15 protein-coding genes are annotated in these 17086 nt (G+C 40.5%); 4 read left to right on the forward strand and 11 right to left on the reverse strand.

Annotated elements, in window-relative coordinates:
* Positions 1-3: 3 nt before the first annotated feature.
* The 8 genes from OQ267_RS11190 to OQ267_RS11225 form a co-directional block, all read right to left on the reverse strand.
* Complete coding sequence (locus OQ267_RS11190) at positions 4-2451, reverse strand: TonB-dependent receptor (RefSeq protein WP_265835975.1); 2448 nt, start codon at positions 2449-2451, stop codon at positions 4-6.
* Positions 2452-2568: 117 nt separating this feature from the next.
* Complete coding sequence (locus OQ267_RS11195) at positions 2569-2913, reverse strand: hypothetical protein (protein WP_265835976.1); 345 nt, start codon at positions 2911-2913, stop codon at positions 2569-2571.
* A gap of 377 nt (positions 2914-3290) precedes the next feature.
* On the reverse strand, positions 3291-4190 hold the full coding sequence (locus OQ267_RS11200; protein ID WP_265835977.1) for a glycerophosphodiester phosphodiesterase family protein: 900 nt from the start codon (positions 4188-4190) through the stop codon (positions 3291-3293).
* Between the two features lie 29 nt (positions 4191-4219).
* Positions 4220-5629, reverse strand: a complete 1410-nt coding sequence (locus OQ267_RS11205) for a RagB/SusD family nutrient uptake outer membrane protein (RefSeq protein ID WP_265835978.1) — start codon at positions 5627-5629, stop codon at positions 4220-4222.
* A gap of 20 nt (positions 5630-5649) precedes the next feature.
* On the reverse strand, positions 5650-8832 hold the full coding sequence (locus OQ267_RS11210; RefSeq protein ID WP_265835979.1) for a SusC/RagA family TonB-linked outer membrane protein: 3183 nt from the start codon (positions 8830-8832) through the stop codon (positions 5650-5652).
* 82 nt (positions 8833-8914) lie between these two features.
* The gene (locus OQ267_RS11215) at positions 8915-9979 is read right to left on the reverse strand and encodes a FecR family protein (RefSeq protein ID WP_265835980.1); all 1065 of its coding nucleotides are present in this window, start codon (positions 9977-9979) and stop codon (positions 8915-8917) included.
* A 78-nt stretch (positions 9980-10057) separates the two neighbouring features.
* Complete coding sequence (locus OQ267_RS11220) at positions 10058-10645, reverse strand: RNA polymerase sigma factor (protein WP_265835981.1); 588 nt, start codon at positions 10643-10645, stop codon at positions 10058-10060.
* Positions 10646-11281: 636 nt separating this feature from the next.
* A complete protein-coding gene (locus tag OQ267_RS11225; RefSeq protein WP_265835982.1) occupies positions 11282-11461 on the reverse strand; it encodes a histone H1 in 180 nt (59 codons plus the stop codon).
* Positions 11462-12291: 830 nt separating this feature from the next.
* On the opposite strand from OQ267_RS11225, the gene OQ267_RS11230 reads away from it, so the two are divergent.
* Both OQ267_RS11230 and OQ267_RS11235 read left to right on the forward strand, forming a co-directional pair.
* A complete protein-coding gene (locus tag OQ267_RS11230) occupies positions 12292-13233 on the forward strand; it encodes a hypothetical protein (protein WP_265835983.1) in 942 nt (313 codons plus the stop codon).
* A 24-nt stretch (positions 13234-13257) separates the two neighbouring features.
* Positions 13258-14262, forward strand: a complete 1005-nt coding sequence (locus OQ267_RS11235; protein ID WP_265835984.1) for an OmpA family protein — start codon at positions 13258-13260, stop codon at positions 14260-14262.
* A 309-nt stretch (positions 14263-14571) separates the two neighbouring features.
* Here the strand turns inward: OQ267_RS11235 and OQ267_RS22445 are convergent, their stop codons facing one another.
* From OQ267_RS22445 to OQ267_RS11250, 3 genes are read right to left on the reverse strand one after another with little or no spacing between them, the layout of a single operon-like run.
* Positions 14572-14700 (reverse strand): LuxR C-terminal-related transcriptional regulator, encoded by a 129-nt coding sequence (locus OQ267_RS22445; protein ID WP_265835985.1) that lies wholly within the window; start codon positions 14698-14700, stop codon positions 14572-14574.
* A complete protein-coding gene (locus tag OQ267_RS11245; RefSeq protein ID WP_265835986.1) occupies positions 14648-15208 on the reverse strand; it encodes a response regulator in 561 nt (186 codons plus the stop codon). The genes OQ267_RS22445 and OQ267_RS11245 overlap by 53 nt, the downstream gene beginning before the upstream one ends.
* Positions 15209-15214: 6 nt before the next feature.
* Positions 15215-15802: a hypothetical protein gene (locus OQ267_RS11250; RefSeq protein WP_265835987.1), complete on the reverse strand. Its 588-nt coding sequence runs from the start codon at positions 15800-15802 to the stop codon at positions 15215-15217.
* A 197-nt stretch (positions 15803-15999) separates the two neighbouring features.
* Here OQ267_RS11250 and OQ267_RS11255 point away from each other — a divergent pair, with 197 nt between their 5' ends.
* Together OQ267_RS11255 and OQ267_RS11260 are read left to right on the forward strand one after the other, a co-directional pair.
* The gene (locus tag OQ267_RS11255; protein WP_265835988.1) at positions 16000-16476 is read left to right on the forward strand and encodes a hypothetical protein; all 477 of its coding nucleotides are present in this window, start codon (positions 16000-16002) and stop codon (positions 16474-16476) included.
* A 58-nt stretch (positions 16477-16534) separates the two neighbouring features.
* Complete coding sequence (locus OQ267_RS11260) at positions 16535-16984, forward strand: hypothetical protein (RefSeq protein WP_265835989.1); 450 nt, start codon at positions 16535-16537, stop codon at positions 16982-16984.
* Positions 16985-17086: the final 102 nt, after the last annotated feature.

Here is a 17086-nt window from a genome sequence, read left to right on the forward strand (position 1 = left end):
TGATTATTTGTTAGTGCTTAAGCCAAAAGAATAAGTGTATCTCAATCTAAATGATCTTCCGGGTTGTGTATAGCCTCTTTTTTCATAATAGTTTTCATCCGTCAGGTTATTGATGCTCAATCCCAGCTGATGGTTTTTGCTAAGTTGATAACTGCCCGAAAGATCGACCACAATAAATTCAGGGTAATACACCAAAGGCCTTAGTGCATCATTAAAGTCAGTATCCCAACGTTTGCCAACATACCGGCCCGTTAGGCGAATGGTGTAGTTTTTATTATTGCCATATTCCAAACCAAAATTCAGATTGGTGCGGGCTACGTTTTGAATGAAAGCCTCGGTTTCAGCGCCTGTAGCTGCATTTATAGTGATATCCTTTGCTTTCAGCGATCTGGTCATATTGGTAAAAACATTGAATGTATAACGGAAATCTGCGAGTGCGCCGAAATTGTAGTTCAGGTTAAATTCTAAACCCCTGATTTTACTTTTATTGGCATTGAAATAGTTCGTTACCGCCGTTACCACATCATTACCAATGGAATAAGCTGGCGAAGGAGGAGCAGATACTGACGCGATTCTGTTCCTGACATCAGTCGTGAAATAAGTAAAATCCACGGAAAGTCCTTTTTTGGCGTTATCGTATTTCATTCCGATCTCTTCGGAAATACTGCTTTCGTTTTTAAGAGCTGCATTGCCCTGCGAAACGGTAACCTTTCCGGAACCCGTGCCTGAAACCTGGTAACCTGCTATCTGCAAGGCATCTGGCGTTACGAAGGCTCTGCCAATACTTCCGTGGATAAAAAACGAATCGAAAAAGTTGTATTGTGCGCTAAAGCTTGGGTTTAATATGGTGTTATCATTGGTGCCTACCACCAGTGTTTTGGTATAATTCTCGGTTGGCTTAAGAGAGAAGCTTGTTACGTCCACTCGAACGCCTGGGTTTAGTTTTAATTTATCTTTCAGAAAGCTGAATTGGCCTTGCGCATAGATACCATTTGTAATAATCGCCGCGTTCGGGGCCGAAGCCGTAATGGTTTGAATCCCGGTTGACGGGTTTGGTGCCGACTGGCTGATGGTCGCAGAAGAGGCATTGCTATAATCGTAGCCCACAATTACTTTATGGTGCGGGGATAAGCTGATGCCGTCTTTTAACTGGAAGCCGTACCATTGATATTTGGTCTTGCCAGAAGGGTATGGATTGGCAATTACTGCTCCGGCAGACGTTCTGATTGCAGTTGTTGCCGAACTTTCGTTGGCGTAATAAAATCTGGCGCTTAAATCATTTAGTCCTATCTTGCCCGTTATCGAGCCTTCCGAATTGTTTCTGGCAATATCTTTAAGGCCTGCGCCACCTTCACCGGAAAATATGTCACCCGGAGATTCTACATCATTGGCCCTAAAAACTGTACCGCCTATATCTGCACGCCACACGCTGTCTATCTGATAACCCAAACGGGCTGAAGTATTGTAATAACTGTATTTAGTATTCGGCCTAACCTCACCATCACCGCGGGTATCATTCACTTTTAAAATTTTTCCACCAGTGAAGTATTGCTGCGCCGAATCACTGCCCAGCCAATCTCTGAATAAGTTTCCTTTACCCATTTCAAAATTACTGTTCCGCTGAAAATAAGTTCCGGCAAAATCTAAATCGAGCTTTTTAGTGAGGTTACCACCCGCTTTTGCTCCAATCTGACTGGTATTGAAGCTGCCGTAATCGGCAAAGACATTTCCCTTTATGTTACCTTTGCTTTGTGGGGTGATGATGTTAACTACCCCACCCATTGCCTGCGAGCCATAAAGTGCAGAAGCCGGTCCCTTTAGCACCTCGATGTGATCGATATAGTTCAGATCCAAAGTCCCGAGATTGGTTGTACCAGCCGGCCTTCCGTTAATAAGGAGAAGCGTACGCTGCGTTAAACCAGAAAACTGTGGCCTGAAGCCTCTAAAACCAACGCCAGATAAGATCCCCGGATATTGGATTACATCCACTGCGCTGTTCTTTTTTAAAATATCAGTTACATCGAGTGCGGGCGTTAAAGCGATATCTTTCGCAGAAATCAATTCAATTTTTTGGGGTACATCCCGAAGCCTTTGCTTACTTCGCCCAGCAGTTACCACGACGTCGTTAAGGGCCTCATTGCTATTTTCCAGCGTGATAAGCACCGTGTCTGCAATGGAAATAATCTTTACCGATTGTGCTTTATATCCTATCATATCAATATTGAGTACGGCAGGAAGTGTTTGAACAATTAGCTTAAATGTTCCATTTGCACTGCTAAATGTTTTTAAATTCTGAGCTGGAACTGAAATGGAAGCGCCCTGAATTGATTTTGCAGACCCGGCTTCATTAATTTTTCCAACGATGCTATTTTGGGCAAAAAGAGAAAAGGAGATTGTACACAATAAGCCCGTGCACAAAAGGGCAAAAAATTGTAAATATTTAGATTTCATTGAATAAAATTTGTGGCATGCGCGTCGCGCACGTCCCTTTGGAGTGATTAAAAAATGCGCATACGATTATCTGAGCTCCTGTTGAAGATGAGAACCTGTTGCACGGAATAGAATAATTTAAACCAAAGGAGGCCCTTTATTGCTGAAGCCAAGGATTTCAGCATCAGTCGTAGAGGGAAAAGATGGGAAATAAATGGTCTGCTTGAAAGAGGAAACAATGAATGTTGATTCTGCTGGAAGAAGGTAGCCCTGAGAATAGCTATCGCTTAACAAATCACAAATTTTACAGCTTTTTTCTAAAGTTCTTATTGAAGAATGGTTAAGAAAAACTTTTTCTTTTGTTAAATGGGTCTCAGATGAATGATGATGAAAAATCGCAATGAACTGTGTGCAAGTTAATACAAGCAACATTAACGCGGCAAAGGCACGATTAATCACAGCAGATCTTAATTTATTCGACATAAGGATGCAACAAAGTTACATTTAAAACTGAAAGCAGCAAATAGAGTGGGTAATTAATTTTTGAAATCATAAAAACAACTTCCCAGATTTTATTTAGATTACCTTTAGAAGGCATTTAAAACCGCAAACCTATCCTGTTATAAACAATTTCCATCAGAAGCTCACCGAAACAGTAGCGCTGATATTAAATGGCGTCCCGGGTGAAAAATGAATCTCCTCAAGGGCTACACAAAGTCTCAACATTACACTACATCTGCAATTATATTTGATTGTGTTAATTTAAAAAATAAAAAGACCGTTATTGTATAATTTAAACCTAAAATATCATTTCGATAAACCGCGAGAGGGTTAAATATCTCTATCCACGGGCTTGAGTACTAATCATGAAGCTTTTTAGCTTTTAAATACCCGATAAGTTCTTTAGGCCTATCCGTTTGGATCAGGTTTGCTTTATGACTAATTAGCCATCCCCAGCTTTCATCTTTCTTATTTTCTTCTACCGCCATATCATCATCATGCCCACCATTTTGTTCAGGCCATAAACTATTAATCCATAAACCATAATTTGCCCTCAGGCTTCCGATATGTTTCAATATGGATAAAGTATCAGTATTAAAGTTAGCCTGGATAATCGTTTTTTTATGGGGTTTATAACTTGCGACAATCTCAGCTGCGTCCGCTCTTTTCATATCCACTATGGGCATAATGGTGATGTCTTCCTCAATTTTTCCTACCTCCTGCTCTATCTGCGTGAGTGGTGTACTTCCTCTTAGGTTCACGATAGCCTGTCCGATCATTCCACGCTCACGCAGTTCTTTAATCACCTGAGGATAATAATCATATCCTTTATCTACATCAATTAAGATTTTATCTTTTGCAAGGACTAATATTTCATTAAAGGTTGGCACCCGGTGTTTAGTCGGATGCCCTGAACCTGAGCGCAAGAAAAATGTTTTTAATTCAGTTAGGGTATAGTCAGAAACATTTCCCTTTCCCGTAGTCGTTCTGTCAATGGTTTGGTCATGCATAATCACCAGATAACCGTCCTTTGTTTTCTTTAGATCCAGTTCCATAATGTCTGCTCCCATGGCTATACAGTTTTTAAGTGCCTGGATAGAGTTTTCAGGTGTATTGCGCCAATCCCCACGATGGGCTGTAACCAACACTTTTTTACTGTTGGGATCAAATACACCCTTTAAGTTGGCCTCTGGTTTTGACTGAGCGAACCCACTTAAGGAAATAAACGCTATAGCGAGTTGAAGAATAATCGTTTTCATTTCGTATTTTATTTAGGATTGAATGATAGTTAAGGATTTTGTTTGATTGCCGGATCGGTGTCAATTTGGTCTTGGGGAACAGGCTGAAGAAGATCATGGTCCGCAATTCTGGTCGTTATATTTTGCGATGCAAACCAGGCATTCATCACCGAAATCGCGGTGCCTGTTCTAAGCAGGTCAAACCAGCGATGACCTTCTCCTATAAGCTCCAGTCTTCTCTCCAGTGAAATCGCGGCCCTTACATCTTCCTGGGTTCGCTGCGTGGCATCAGTCAGACCAGCTCTCTTTCTAACCATATTCAGATAGGTCTTTGCTACCTCTGAATTCCCCAACTCATTTTCATCTTCCGCCAGCATCAACAACACGTCTGCGTAACGAAGGACCACAAAGTTGCTTCCCCCATCTACAGGAGTCGTTGCCGAAGCTTTCAGCTTGGTAGAAAAAGGAGTGCCGGCGCTGGTTAAACCAACATAAGCCGTTTTACGCTTATCTGAGGCACTATATAACTGATAAAAACTTTTCGTTGGCAGGTTATGGCCCTTGGCGCCGCTAATGGCGCCCGACGGACTGAACTGCTGATAGGCTGAACTGCCCTCGCTGTTCCCATTTATACCTGATGCGAACTGAACAGCAAAAATAATTTCGTTGTTATTCTTATTAGTCAATGAGAAAATGTCAGCCGGATCGGAGAGCAACTGGTGCCTTCCGGAAGCAACTACCTCTGCCAGTACCGCTTTGCTTTCCGCAAATTTGCCCAAAGTCAAATAGGCTTTTCCTATCAACGATTGGGCGGCTGTCTTTATGGCCTTTCCTTGTGTGGTAGTACTTGCGGGCAGCTCCTGTATGGCATTGTTAAGATCTGAAAGGATTTGCGTGTAAACCAAATCCTTGCTATTTCTACCCTGTCCGAAAAACTCGTTAGGGTTGGTGGTTTCTTTTATTACCAGCGGTACATCGCCAAATACCCTTACCATATTAAAATAGAGCAGGGCACGGATAAAATGCATCTCACCTTTTCTGGCCTGCTTTAGCGTAGCGCTGGCATAGGGAATTCCATCAATTCTGTTTAGCACCGTATTGGCACGCTGAATACCCTGATAGGAATTTTTCCATAAATCCGAAAGCATGCCATTTGAGGCAACGGTTGTAAATTGATCGAGCTGGCCATACATCCCACCGTCGTTTGCCGGCACTTCATCAAAGGTATTGTCTGATGGGATTTCCCCAAAGGCCGGAAGATAAAGGCCATATAAGCCGTTTGATTGTAAGGTTCCATAAACCGCGTTAACATACTCCTCTACTTCAGTTTCCGTAGCGAGAAAACTAGCCAGGGATTTAGAGGTAAGGGGCTGCTGATTGAGTTCTTTGGTACAGGAGCTAACCGCAACGAGACAGAAAAGCCCACCGGTAAAAATTATGGTATTGATTAGATTTTTCATCTTGATAATTTTATGATGCATTAAAATGTTAAATTAAAACCTGCCACAAAAGATCTGGCTACAGGATAGTTTGAATAAGAATAGCCTGAGGTGAGCACGTTATCGCTGGTGGCATCGGGATTGAAACCCCGAAAATCGGTAATGGTGAGCAGGTTATTACCCGTAATATATACGCTGGCCCTGGATACTTTTAGTTTAGACAATAATTTCGAAGGCAAATTATAAGTCAACTGAACATTGCGCAGGCGGATATAATCTGCCTTTTGAAAGAAAACGCTTGAGGCGTTGGTATTTAACCGGTTGGCGGAGTAGTTGGTATTTGGCTGAGCGAGAAAGCCATTAGGATTGTTTGCAGGATGGTATCTGTTCTGGTAATAGTAGGTATCAGCCATTGAAAAACCTTCTCCGGATTCCATGTTGACCAGTCCATTATCATAAATTTTCCTGCCCCATATTCCGTTGACAGAGAAACTCAGCTCGAAGCTTTTGTAGCCAAAGCTGCTGTTAAATCCATAGGTAATTTTTGGAGCGTAGGTACCAAAGCCCATCCGGTCGTCAGGCGTAATTTTGCCGTCGCTGTTCACGTCCTGAACGATATAGTCGCCCAACAGCGTTCCGGCAACATGCGGCGTATTGTCTATCTCGTTCTGGTTTTTATATACCCCCTTTACGTTATAACCATAAAGTTCTGCGATCGGCCCACCAACCTTGGTTCTGAACGCGCTATTGGTGCCCGTCACAATCTGGTTCTGGCCGGGGCCCAGTTCCAGCACCTTGTTTTTATTGGTCGCGATATTGGCACCAAAGTTCCAGCTTAATGGTCCTAGTTTTATATTTGAACCTGAGAGCTCAAGCTCAAAACCTTTGTTACTGGCCCTGCCTACGTTTTGCAACGCGCTATCATAACCCGACTGCGAGGGTACCGGAACCTGCAATAAAAGATCTGAGGTAACCATCGAATAATAGTTCGCGGAAAGATTCAAAACTTTGAACAGACCTAAATCCATTCCAAAATTATACGAGGTTTTAGTTTCCCAGGAAAGGGTACTGTTCGCGGGATTTATAGCGGCGAAACCTGGAAGAAGTGTTGAGCTGCTTACATAACTGAGCGGATTGGCCAGTGCATAGGAACTGTAGTTCCCGATCTGGTTATTCCCGGCCTTTCCATATGTGGCCCTAAACTTTAATAAATTAATCCAGTTTACTTGCGGAAAGAAATCTTCCCTGCTTACGATCCACCCTCCGGTTACAGATGGAAAATTACCCCATTTGGCATCCTGGCCAAACCTCGAAGAACCATCTCTTCTAATCGCCGCTGAAAACAGGTATTTGTTGGCGTATGCATATTGTAATCTTGTCAGGTAAGAAAGCTGTGTCCAGATGTACCTTTGTGGAACCACCGAAAATGAAGAAGCGCCCGCGATGTTATCAATATTATTATCTGGAATTCCGGTCCCTGAAACCAGCGTACTGTTACCGGATTCCTTTTGAAAAGTAGTTCCGGCCAGAATATTGATATCATGCTTTCCGAAGGTTTTCTCAAAGGTGAGGGTATTCTCCCAAAGGTAATTGATTACCGATCCCTTTGTTTCGCTCGCCCTGGCCGGCTTGGGCGCGGCGGTACGATACTCACCCACATCTGAGGGAGTAAAAAAATCTATACTACTGTTACTGTAATCTCCGCCTAAAAGTGATTTAAAAGTAAGCCCGCTAACTGGTTTAAAATTAAGATAGGCATTTCCAAAAGTACGGAAGAGATCCTTGTTGTATTTTGTCTTTTCCATTATCGCGACAGGATTTTCACCAAGGGCTCCATCTTCCGGGGTATTGGCTGTAATCTGCTGACTGGTGATTAAAGAGTTATCAGCGTTTCGGGCAGCGAAGAAAGGATACATAATCAATGCGGCGCCGATGGCATCGCTGCTCCTGCTGGCGTCATTCTGGAAGAAATTTTGCCTGTTGTAACTCGGGTTGATGCTTAAACCCACATCAAAAGATTTAGAGAGTTTTGAATCAAACTTAAACGACATGCTGTAACGTTTCAGCCCGGTTTCTACCACGATACCGTCCTGATCAAAATAATTGCCCGAGAAATAGTACTTTGATTTATCGTTCCCCCCGGATATGGCGACATTATAACTGCTGATTGGCGCGGTACGAAAGATTTCATCCAGCCAATCGGTATTGGTTAAACCAGGCTGATTATTAAGGTAAGGCTGGATATAGTTTAATCTTAAATCTCTTTTATTTGCTCCTTTTGAAACCCTTGTGGCGTAATCATCAGCGATACTTCTGGTTAAAGGATTTCTTGATACATATCCCCAATCCCTCGCTTCGGTATTTAGCTGGGCGAACTGATAACCGTCTACAAGATCCACTCCGTCCGCACGTACCTGTGTACCGGTATAAAAGTCGAAAGAAACCGTATTTTTATCCGATCGGCCGTTTTTAGTGGTAATCAGGATCACTCCGTTGGCGGCCCTTGAACCATAAATCGCGGCCGATGCAGGGTCTTTTAGAATATCAATGGTTTCGATATCCTGGGGGTTTACCGTATTGAGCGAACTACCTTCCGAAAGTGGAAAACCATCCACCACGACCAAAGGACTCACGCCCGCGGTAAGCGTGCCGATGCCACGTATCACGATCTGGGGGTCAGTACCGGGCTGAGCGGATGCGTCATTAATAACCACACCAGCTGCTTTACCAGCCAGTTGCTGGGCGAAATTACTGCCGCTATATTTGTTGAGTTCTTCTGATTTGACCTGAGAGATGGCCCCGGTAATCTTGGTTTTCTTTTGGCTTCCATATCCTACCACGACCACATCATTCAGGCCCGCAGAACTTGTTTCCATACGGATGAGGATAGAGTTATTGGTACCCGGATTAATTAGGAAAGATGGCGAGGTCTTTTTTTCATAACCAATATAATTGAAGGAAAAATCGTACCTGTTCCCTATTTTAACATTGTTAAAAACAAATATTCCCTTTAAATCGGTAACGGTATTTTCCTGTTTTTTACTTTGCTGGTCTATCATCATAACCGATACTCCTGGAAGTATCGCTCCTTTTTCGTCAACTACGGTACCTTTAACCGAGGTGGTCTGCTGTCCCTGAACAGCGTGGGTAAGCATGGTGAATAAAGCGAAAGCGGCAAAACATTTGAGTTTTCTGACAGTCTTTTTTAGTTTGTTTGTTTGCATGATATGATTTAAAAATTAGGCAATATTTTTCCATTATCCTTATGAAGGACATTTATTTTGGTCAAAACCAAGGGTTTAAAAATTATTTTTGTTTGCTGATGATGATGCTGTTCGCAGTGCGTTTAATGGTTAAACCGTTCATATCGCAGATAACGGGCAATACGGTATTCAATTTTTCGGCGGCCCCTATGCTGCCGGTAAAGTATAGTTTATGTAGTTCGGCATCTTCAATTCCATCATATTCAAGATTAACATGATAGCGATCCGACAAGCTACTGAATACTTCGCTCAGAGGTGTTTCATTAAATATAAGTGCATCTCTTACCTGAGTACTTAAGGCCTTTTGTGGTTTAATTACTTTATTTAAACCTTTAAAATCGATTACGTTATAGTGCTTTAGTTTTGTGTTGATGGCTAACTGCTTACCCGGAGTTAAATAAACATCTTTCATAAACATCTTACGCTCAGGACCAGCTTTAACTACAACCTTACCTTCCAGCAATTTCACGGTAATCCTGTTCTGATGAACTGTACTAATGGTAAATTCCGTACCAAGGGCCGTTGTGGTAAAACCACCGGCACTTACGATAAACGGATGGTGCTTATCTTTAGCTACCTTAAAAGTCACTTCTCCCTGCATGCTGATATTTCTGCTTTTGCTGTTGAAAGGCTCATAATAACTAAGTGAACTCTTCGGCTGCAAAGTAACCCGTGAACCATCGGAGAGGTTTATAATCATTGCGCTATTACCGGAATTATATGGCTGCCTGAGTACTTCTTTTTCTACCTTCAAATGGTTATCCGTTAATTCTCGCTTCGGTGCGACCTTAGCAATATTAAAATACAATACTGAGGCCATAACCACAATTAACAGCGCGGCAACCAGTTTTATCCAATGGTTTAGTGATATTACTTTGGGTTGTACCTCCTGAGTATGCATACGGGCATGAAGCCGTGCTAAAATATCCTGAAAGCGTTTTTCTGTTATCTTTCCCTCACCCGTTGATAAATCCAGATCATAATCAGCCTTTATAATGGATTTTAATTCAGCAGGTTCCCTGTTTATCATCTCCAGGAGTTTGTGCTGTTCTTCCAAACTGCTCTGTTTTGACCAGAATTTTTCTATCAGTTCTTTTATTTCGCTCATCTGTTTATAAATACGCAGAATCGCAAAATCGGGGGTGGTGGTGAATGTTATTAAAACATTAACTTACCGTTAAGAAAACTACAGGCTAATCAGAATTAACAAAACTGAAATACTCACTAATTCTCCGGATGGATTTCTGGAAATGATGTACTCCTTGATAAAGTGTTTTGATTGCTTCAGGTAATCTTTTACAGATTCGGTAGAAAGGCCCAAAAGCTGTGCGGTTTCTTTTTGAGATTTTCCCTCAAACCTGCATAACCTGAATACTTTTTGTTTTTGTGGTGAGAGTGCGTTTATCGCATCTTCAAGCATATCAAGCTCTTGCTCAATTAAGGTTTTATCAGGAAATATTTCCTCAGCAACGGTATGAAAAGATTCATAACTGTCTACAAACCGAATCCCCTCTTTAAGTTTTTTTCGAAGGTAGGATATCGATTTATTATAGCTTACGACAAATAACCATGCGGATACCGCTTGCTTAGGATCCAGTTTAGCCTTATTTTCCCAAAGAGCAAAAAATACATCCTGCAGAAGATCTTCGGCGATGGTGCTATCTTTAATAAACTTAAAAATATTAGCGTAAACGACCTTGTGATATTCAGTATAGATCTGATCAAAAACTTCCCTATCTGTCAATGGATCGTTTTGAAATTGGTACTTTACCATAAGGATTGAGATTGACCAAAAATATTTCAGGCAAAATTACGGCAGTCATGTTAACTGCATATTAATTTTAATGCAATTTCGGACAAATCAATATTTTGAACCTGACAGGCCAAATTTGCAATCAAATAAGCTAATGATTGAAAAGCACTTCGATTTTCCCATAGAAGTAAATAATTTCTTTTCATTTGAAAAGGCAGACATCCGGTACCACCCTGATTGTTGTCCGATACATTAATTATTGAAAGCTGATAATCCGCTTTCCTGAAACTGTTCATCATTATAAACCTTATATTCCGCAATCACTGGATGCAACAAAGGCATTATCCTTTGGATCAATTAATAACCAAAGAGTTAGGAGTTGATCTAAAAATTTTTCGACTATAATGGTTACGTTTTTTGCGTTTTGCATTCGGTTTTTTGTCTTCTGGCTTTTAGGGCGCGAACAAACGGCCATTTGATTACGATAATGGTTCCCTTGACTTTATTTCTCAAGTTTTTTTTAAAAAAAATTGACTATTGCCTCAAAAAGCTCAAACTTCCGTGGATTTACTCTACGGTAATGCCGGAAAAAATTTGATAGAAAAAAAAGCCGCTGAATAAATTCAGCGGCCTATTTCCCAAAACAATAATAATGAATTATTTATCGCTGTTTTTTTTCTCTGTAACCTCAGCCCTGATTTCCTGAGCCAAAACTTTCAAATCCTGCATTGCTTTGCGAACACGTGTTCCCGCAGCCGCGTTACCACCATCATAAAATTTTGCTACATCTGCTTCAACCGAAGCGATTACTTCCTGTACTTTTTTAAATTTATCCATTGTTTTTTTATTTTAAAGGCCTTTCGATATGTTTAAACTGGTATTCGTTATCAAAAGACTGGCCAAAACTAATAATTTTTACATAAAATGAGATCTTTCAATTCAAGCTTTGATCAACACTTACCCTGCCTAACTTTATAACTATTCTTAAATTCATCTATGAAAGTTTTCGAATCAAGCGAGTACCTGAAGGCCAAGGATTACGCCACTTGCAGAATATTTTTCAAGCCGGGTATGGGTTTATTGGCAGACAGCAATATTATAGTCCAGATTTTCTAATAGCCCGTTTACCTACACCCAGAATCAACTCGCTACCATCATTGCTGAAACGCATTACCCTACCTGAGCCAACCGGATTAAAAACCAGGGAGATCACTTACCGCTTTTATCATCAGCCCTTGCTCTTTTTGTCCAACGCATCTTTATTTAGAACTTTCCGTTTTTTATGAGTAAAGATCCATCAATCCGATAATAAGCTGAGCAGCAAGACCAAATCCACCATGCCTGCAATCAATTGCTTTCTGTTATCATCAGGATTCTTTAAAAACGCATCATAGACCATTTGCTTGTAAAGCTCTGTCATTCCAGGTTTTAAGAACAAACGTTTGTAATTCCGTTCAAAAACCTAACAACAAACGATCGCTTCTTTTATAGTGCTTCCTGAATCCGATTATCATTCCAGCAGAACAAACTACTTAGAAACCAGTAGTTAAAATCACCTGTAAATGGGTATTGTAGGCTATCGCCTTCCTAAATACTTTTGCATCGTATGCTGGTCAGCACGACCATAAAAATATGCTAAAATATCAGTATTGTTAAACTATTAAGTTATGAAAAAACTACCTGTGTTGATGTTTTATTTGTTTTTCCTCAGTGCCTGTAACTCACCTGCCGGAGACAAAAAAACGGTACCGGATGAAAAAAATACTCAAAATATTTCCCGTGGAAAGGGCCAGAAATTAACAGAAGGCAAAATTGATATCGAAATCACCATACCCGGAACATCGCTGGGTGAAATTTTCAATAGTGTAGATCCCGCAAAAGGAAATGTCCAAAACCAGCTCGCCGATGCCGTAAAACGCTCAGGTTCCAAAACGCAATCAGAATTCAAGATACTCAGAGATAAAAATCCGATGATGCTGCTTAACCTTGCGCTGCTACCCTGGAAGTCACGAATTTTCTTAAAGCAGGGAAAAGCAACAGTGAAATTTGACGCATTAACTTATCACGCTGAAAACACGATAGATGAACAGTCAGGCAGCGGCACTTTTTTTATTTGCGAACCGGCCAACAAAAAGCAGAAAATCACCTTTGCTTACCGGAAAGATGAACTTGGTGAGGTGGGTGTTCAACATCAGATAAAAAGTGAAGACTACAACATACAAAAAACGAATGTTATTGACAACGTCGCAGGCTTCACCTGTAAAAAGAGCATTTATACATTAAAGGATAAACCTACCGCAAATCACCCCCAATTGGCATCCAATTCCCTGGCGATAGCTAAGATAGAAGTCTGGTCTTCCGATCAGATGCCATCACCGGTCAATTTCCTGAATCCTTTGTATGTCAACGAAAAGGCTGGAATCATGAAACTGAAAGTCTTCTATTCAGGAATAGAGGACATGGCCGTTGTCTATTGCTTTAAAACTGTAGAAGCCATAAAAGTAAGTCCTGAAGAAATGGAAATACAGCAATCTTCCCCAGTATATAATTTTTCTAAAGACGCCATAAAGATAGGCGGGCAATTGATGGGCATCCTCTTTAAATTCTAACACTTCGAATCCAACAACATCATTATGAAAAAATTGATTTATCTCTTCTCGTCTGCATTACTGGTCGCATCCTGTTCAAGTAATGGCGGGAAACATAACACATCGAATGATACTGTTCAAAGCAAGCCTTTAGATTCAGGCAAAACTAAATCTGTTACTAACGGCGATTTTGATATCAATAAAGTGCCTGTTACCACAAAAGATCTTGGCGTATTCCCGTATTTTTCAGCACCCAAAAATACCGTTTACATTAACGGTGGGGGAAAGAGAAAAGCTTTTGATCAAACATACGTACCAATTAATGGCATACTAACTCCGGTAGAAGGACCGTCCTTTAGTGCCTACATTCAAAAGGCGGACGGCCAGGAATGGCAACAATTCTACGTAGAAAAAAGCTACGAGGATATGATTAAAAGTATGGGCGGGGTAAAAATCGCGGAGGAAGTGGTATCTAAAAAAGAAGTAGACCGTGTAGGTGATGACAAACTGAAAAGCGGTGATGACGGATCTTTTGATTACTGGAGCAACATCCCGATAAAAACTTATGTGATTAGACGTTCAGATAGCGATTTTGTTTATATACAGCTGCAAACCACAAATACAAGCGGCGCAATACAAATTGCTGAAAAAGGAAGTTTTCAGCAGACCATCTCGCTCATTAAAGCTGATGAAATTAAACATCAATTAGATAAAGCCGGGAAAGCAGTTCTATATATTAATTTTGACACTGACAAATCTACTTTAAAGCCTGAGGGACAAACCGCTGTGGAAGAAATCGATAAAGTGCTTAACGCAGATAAGAAATTGAAAATAGCAATCAATGGGCATACCGATGATACAGGTACTGAAGAAAGGAATCTGACGCTGTCTAAAGAAAGAGCCGCTGCAGTGCGTTCGGAATTAATTAAAAAAGGAATCGCTGCAGAACGGCTCATCTCAAATGGTTTTGGTTCAAATAAGCCAATGGTTGCAAACACAACTGAAGAAAATAAAGCTAAAAACCGGAGAGTGGAGTTAATAAAGCTATAAAACCCCATTTGATGACATGCGGTATCCGTTAGAGCAGGGCGCAAAGAAAATGCATCATCAGATTTAAAAACAGCGTTGTACATATTCGAATTATATAATTTTTTTTTTAAAAGTCAGGTTTGTAGAATTGCAAATTTCCTGGCATGTTCTGGCCTTTCAGTCGCAGGGTTTTATTGACGGTTCCGGATATCAGTGTGCTAAAATCAATTGATTGGATACAGTTGTGGCTGTTAAACATAAACGATTTTTTTCAATTCACAATCAGAAAGTGACGTTATAAAATAGGCAGCAATTTATTCTAACCCAAACTCATAGAATTTGTTGCTGGCTGGCAACCATAATAAGTTCGGCAACATTCTTAACACCGAATTTTTGGATCAGATTTTTACGATGTGTATCTATAGTTAGCGGACTTAAAAACAGTTCCTGGCCAATCATCTGACTGGTTTTGCCAGCTGCGATCATGGCGAGTATTTCTTTCTCCCTTCTGGTAAGTCTCGGGGGGGCCAGGCAACTCATTTTTACTTGGCCGGCTAATGATTTCCATTACTTCTTTACTATAACAAATGTTTCCTTTTGTTGCTTCTGCGATACAATTCCGTAGTTCATCAATAGTACTATTTTTAAGCAGATAGCCGCTGGCCCCGTTTTGGATGGTCTGAAGAATAATGCTCCGCTCGGTGTGGTTGCTAAAGATGAGGATAATGATAGCTTCGAATTCATTTTTGATTAACTGGCAGAGTTCCATTCCGGTTATATCAGGGAGTGTTATGTCCAGTAATATAAGGTCAGTTTTATTAAGCCTTATATACGAGAGGATATCCTGGCCGCGGCAGAAGCCACCTACGAGTTGTATGTTTGGCTCATTTTGGAGTAAGGTTTTCAATCCTTCAATTACGATAGGATGATCATCAACTATTGCGGTAAGTAATTTAGCTGTCGACATCGGTATTTAACTCAGTTTTTGATTATATAAGGCAGCTTTCGCAAACTGATAATTGTTCATCAGCAAGGTAGAAAGCCGGGTATAAAAATATGCGAGGGAAACTTTATTACCGCCCTTTTCCGCCATAGGCAGCGCTTTTTCAGGTATAATACGGGCTACAAATTTATAACCTTTGGTATCCTTGTTCATCAGAGCATAATTTAGCCAGGCATTGACAAGTAAATAGTAGGCCTTTGGGTTATGAAATATAGATAACGACTGCTCTGCTTTTTTAAAGGCTGTAGCCGCCTTAACTGCATTCAAGTTGAAATAATATTGCCCATCATAAAAAAGTGACAGGGAATTGAGATACGGATACTTTTTGCCAGGTTCTTTGCCGTGAAGCAGATACATTTTACTTTTTACGATATCCTTATATTTCCAGTATTCTACCAGAGAAAAAATAGTGTTGGCCTTTACACTGTCCGGCCTGTTTGTTTGCAAAGCTTTTTCCAGGCTGTCCAGATGCAGTTTTTCATTCAGAGGTGATGGTTGCTGCGCAAAAGCCTTAACAAACCAAAGTGTAAAGATAATGTTCAGAATGCTATTCTTCATTTAAACAATGTGAAGGTTAATACGTATGCCTCTGGGTTTAAATATGCGGTTAAAAATTCAAACCACGGCTAAAACTCCTCTCCTCCTATTATAAAATACCTAAAAATCAGTAGGAAAAAATAACACCATTAAGGGGATTTTTTAAGAAACGTCTAACAAATAGATTTGCAGTCTATCTATCACTTTAATCAATAATTATGAAAAAATCTATTTTTAAAAAATTAAGTATTTGTATTTGCGCCGTTTTATTGACAGCTTTTTCATCATGCAGCAAAAATGATGGCAACGATCCTTCCCCTTCTGATGGCGGCCATAACGCTAAATTTACGGTTACAGTTACAGATGCCCCTGCATCTGCTTATATATCCTTCGCAATTGTAGGATTAACAGGGGATCCGAAAGAATCTACAGTCTGGAAAGTAAACGGTGTGGTGCAAAATAACCAGAATGCGGTAAGCCTGGGCAGAAACGAATTTAGCGGAAACACTAAAACCTACGTGATAGAATCAGTTAAGCCGTTGCAAACGATTACAGCAGGATCGCAATGTTTAAATGTTGAAGACGTGCCTTACAAAGTAAGCTTCAAGGCAGAGGTAAATGGTGAAGTAAAAACAGACGTAAAAGACTTTGTAGTTACTAAAACTACAGATTTTACCAAAAATTACACGTATTAACTACAAATCTTATCTATCAGTAATTAAATAAGATACACCTTAATTTAAAACACCTTCTATGAAAAAGATCACTATGATTTGTTTAGGGCTGATTATATTCAGTTTTACAACAACCAGGGCACAAGCTATTTTAGATAAAATCGACAGGGCTACAGACCGTGCCGACAGGGCAGGCCGTACCGCCGACAGGACAAAGAATACGGGAGATAAAATCCTGGGGTTTTTCGGTAAAAAGAAAGATGGTTCGGCTTCTGAAACAAAAACGGTGGTGAAGCTGAGCGGTGTCGACTTTTCAACCCTAAAAAGTATAAATGAAAAACTACAGGTGGCAAAAGGCATTCAAAGTACTAAGATGAAATACAGTGCTTCGGGCTCTTCGATCGTACTTCAGCATGCAGGCTCCACTTCGGATATCCTAAAATCTCTCCAAAAGGCGGCTCCTAATGTGTTCGCAGAAAAGAATATTGACGGTATGGATGAAGGTGAGATCTCCGTTAAATTAAAGTAAGTATAAATAAGATATAATTTAAGACTAAAGGTATCACGTTCTTACTGGTTACCTGCTGAAGCGGTATTTATAATGCCCTCAGCAGGTATTTCCATAAACTAA

Origin of the sequence: Pedobacter sp. MR22-3 (assembly GCF_026240075.1) — a bacterium.
In the GTDB taxonomy this organism is placed as follows: domain Bacteria; phylum Bacteroidota; class Bacteroidia; order Sphingobacteriales; family Sphingobacteriaceae; genus Pedobacter.

Coding starts and splice junctions, on each gene's coding strand:
- OQ267_RS22445 (WP_265835985.1), bottom strand. CDS start 14,700: ATGATTGGCCAGGAACTGTTTTTAAGTCCGCTAACTATAGATACACAT.
- OQ267_RS11195 (WP_265835976.1), bottom strand. CDS start 2,913: ATGTCGAATAAATTAAGATCTGCTGTGATTAATCGTGCCTTTGCCGCG.
- OQ267_RS11220 (WP_265835981.1), bottom strand. CDS start 10,645: ATGGTAAAGTACCAATTTCAAAACGATCCATTGACAGATAGGGAAGTT.
- OQ267_RS11225 (WP_265835982.1), bottom strand. CDS start 11,461: ATGGATAAATTTAAAAAAGTACAGGAAGTAATCGCTTCGGTTGAAGCA.
- OQ267_RS11260 (WP_265835989.1), top strand. CDS start 16,535: ATGAAAAAGATCACTATGATTTGTTTAGGGCTGATTATATTCAGTTTT.
- OQ267_RS11250 (WP_265835987.1), bottom strand. CDS start 15,802: ATGAAGAATAGCATTCTGAACATTATCTTTACACTTTGGTTTGTTAAG.
- OQ267_RS11210 (WP_265835979.1), bottom strand. CDS start 8,832: ATGCAAACAAACAAACTAAAAAAGACTGTCAGAAAACTCAAATGTTTT.
- OQ267_RS11205 (WP_265835978.1), bottom strand. CDS start 5,629: ATGAAAAATCTAATCAATACCATAATTTTTACCGGTGGGCTTTTCTGT.
- OQ267_RS11255 (WP_265835988.1), top strand. CDS start 16,000: ATGAAAAAATCTATTTTTAAAAAATTAAGTATTTGTATTTGCGCCGTT.
- OQ267_RS11235 (WP_265835984.1), top strand. CDS start 13,258: ATGAAAAAATTGATTTATCTCTTCTCGTCTGCATTACTGGTCGCATCC.
- OQ267_RS11245 (WP_265835986.1), bottom strand. CDS start 15,208: ATGTCGACAGCTAAATTACTTACCGCAATAGTTGATGATCATCCTATC.
- OQ267_RS11215 (WP_265835980.1), bottom strand. CDS start 9,979: ATGAGCGAAATAAAAGAACTGATAGAAAAATTCTGGTCAAAACAGAGC.
- OQ267_RS11190 (WP_265835975.1), bottom strand. CDS start 2,451: ATGAAATCTAAATATTTACAATTTTTTGCCCTTTTGTGCACGGGCTTA.
- OQ267_RS11230 (WP_265835983.1), top strand. CDS start 12,292: ATGAAAAAACTACCTGTGTTGATGTTTTATTTGTTTTTCCTCAGTGCC.
- OQ267_RS11200 (WP_265835977.1), bottom strand. CDS start 4,190: ATGAAAACGATTATTCTTCAACTCGCTATAGCGTTTATTTCCTTAAGT.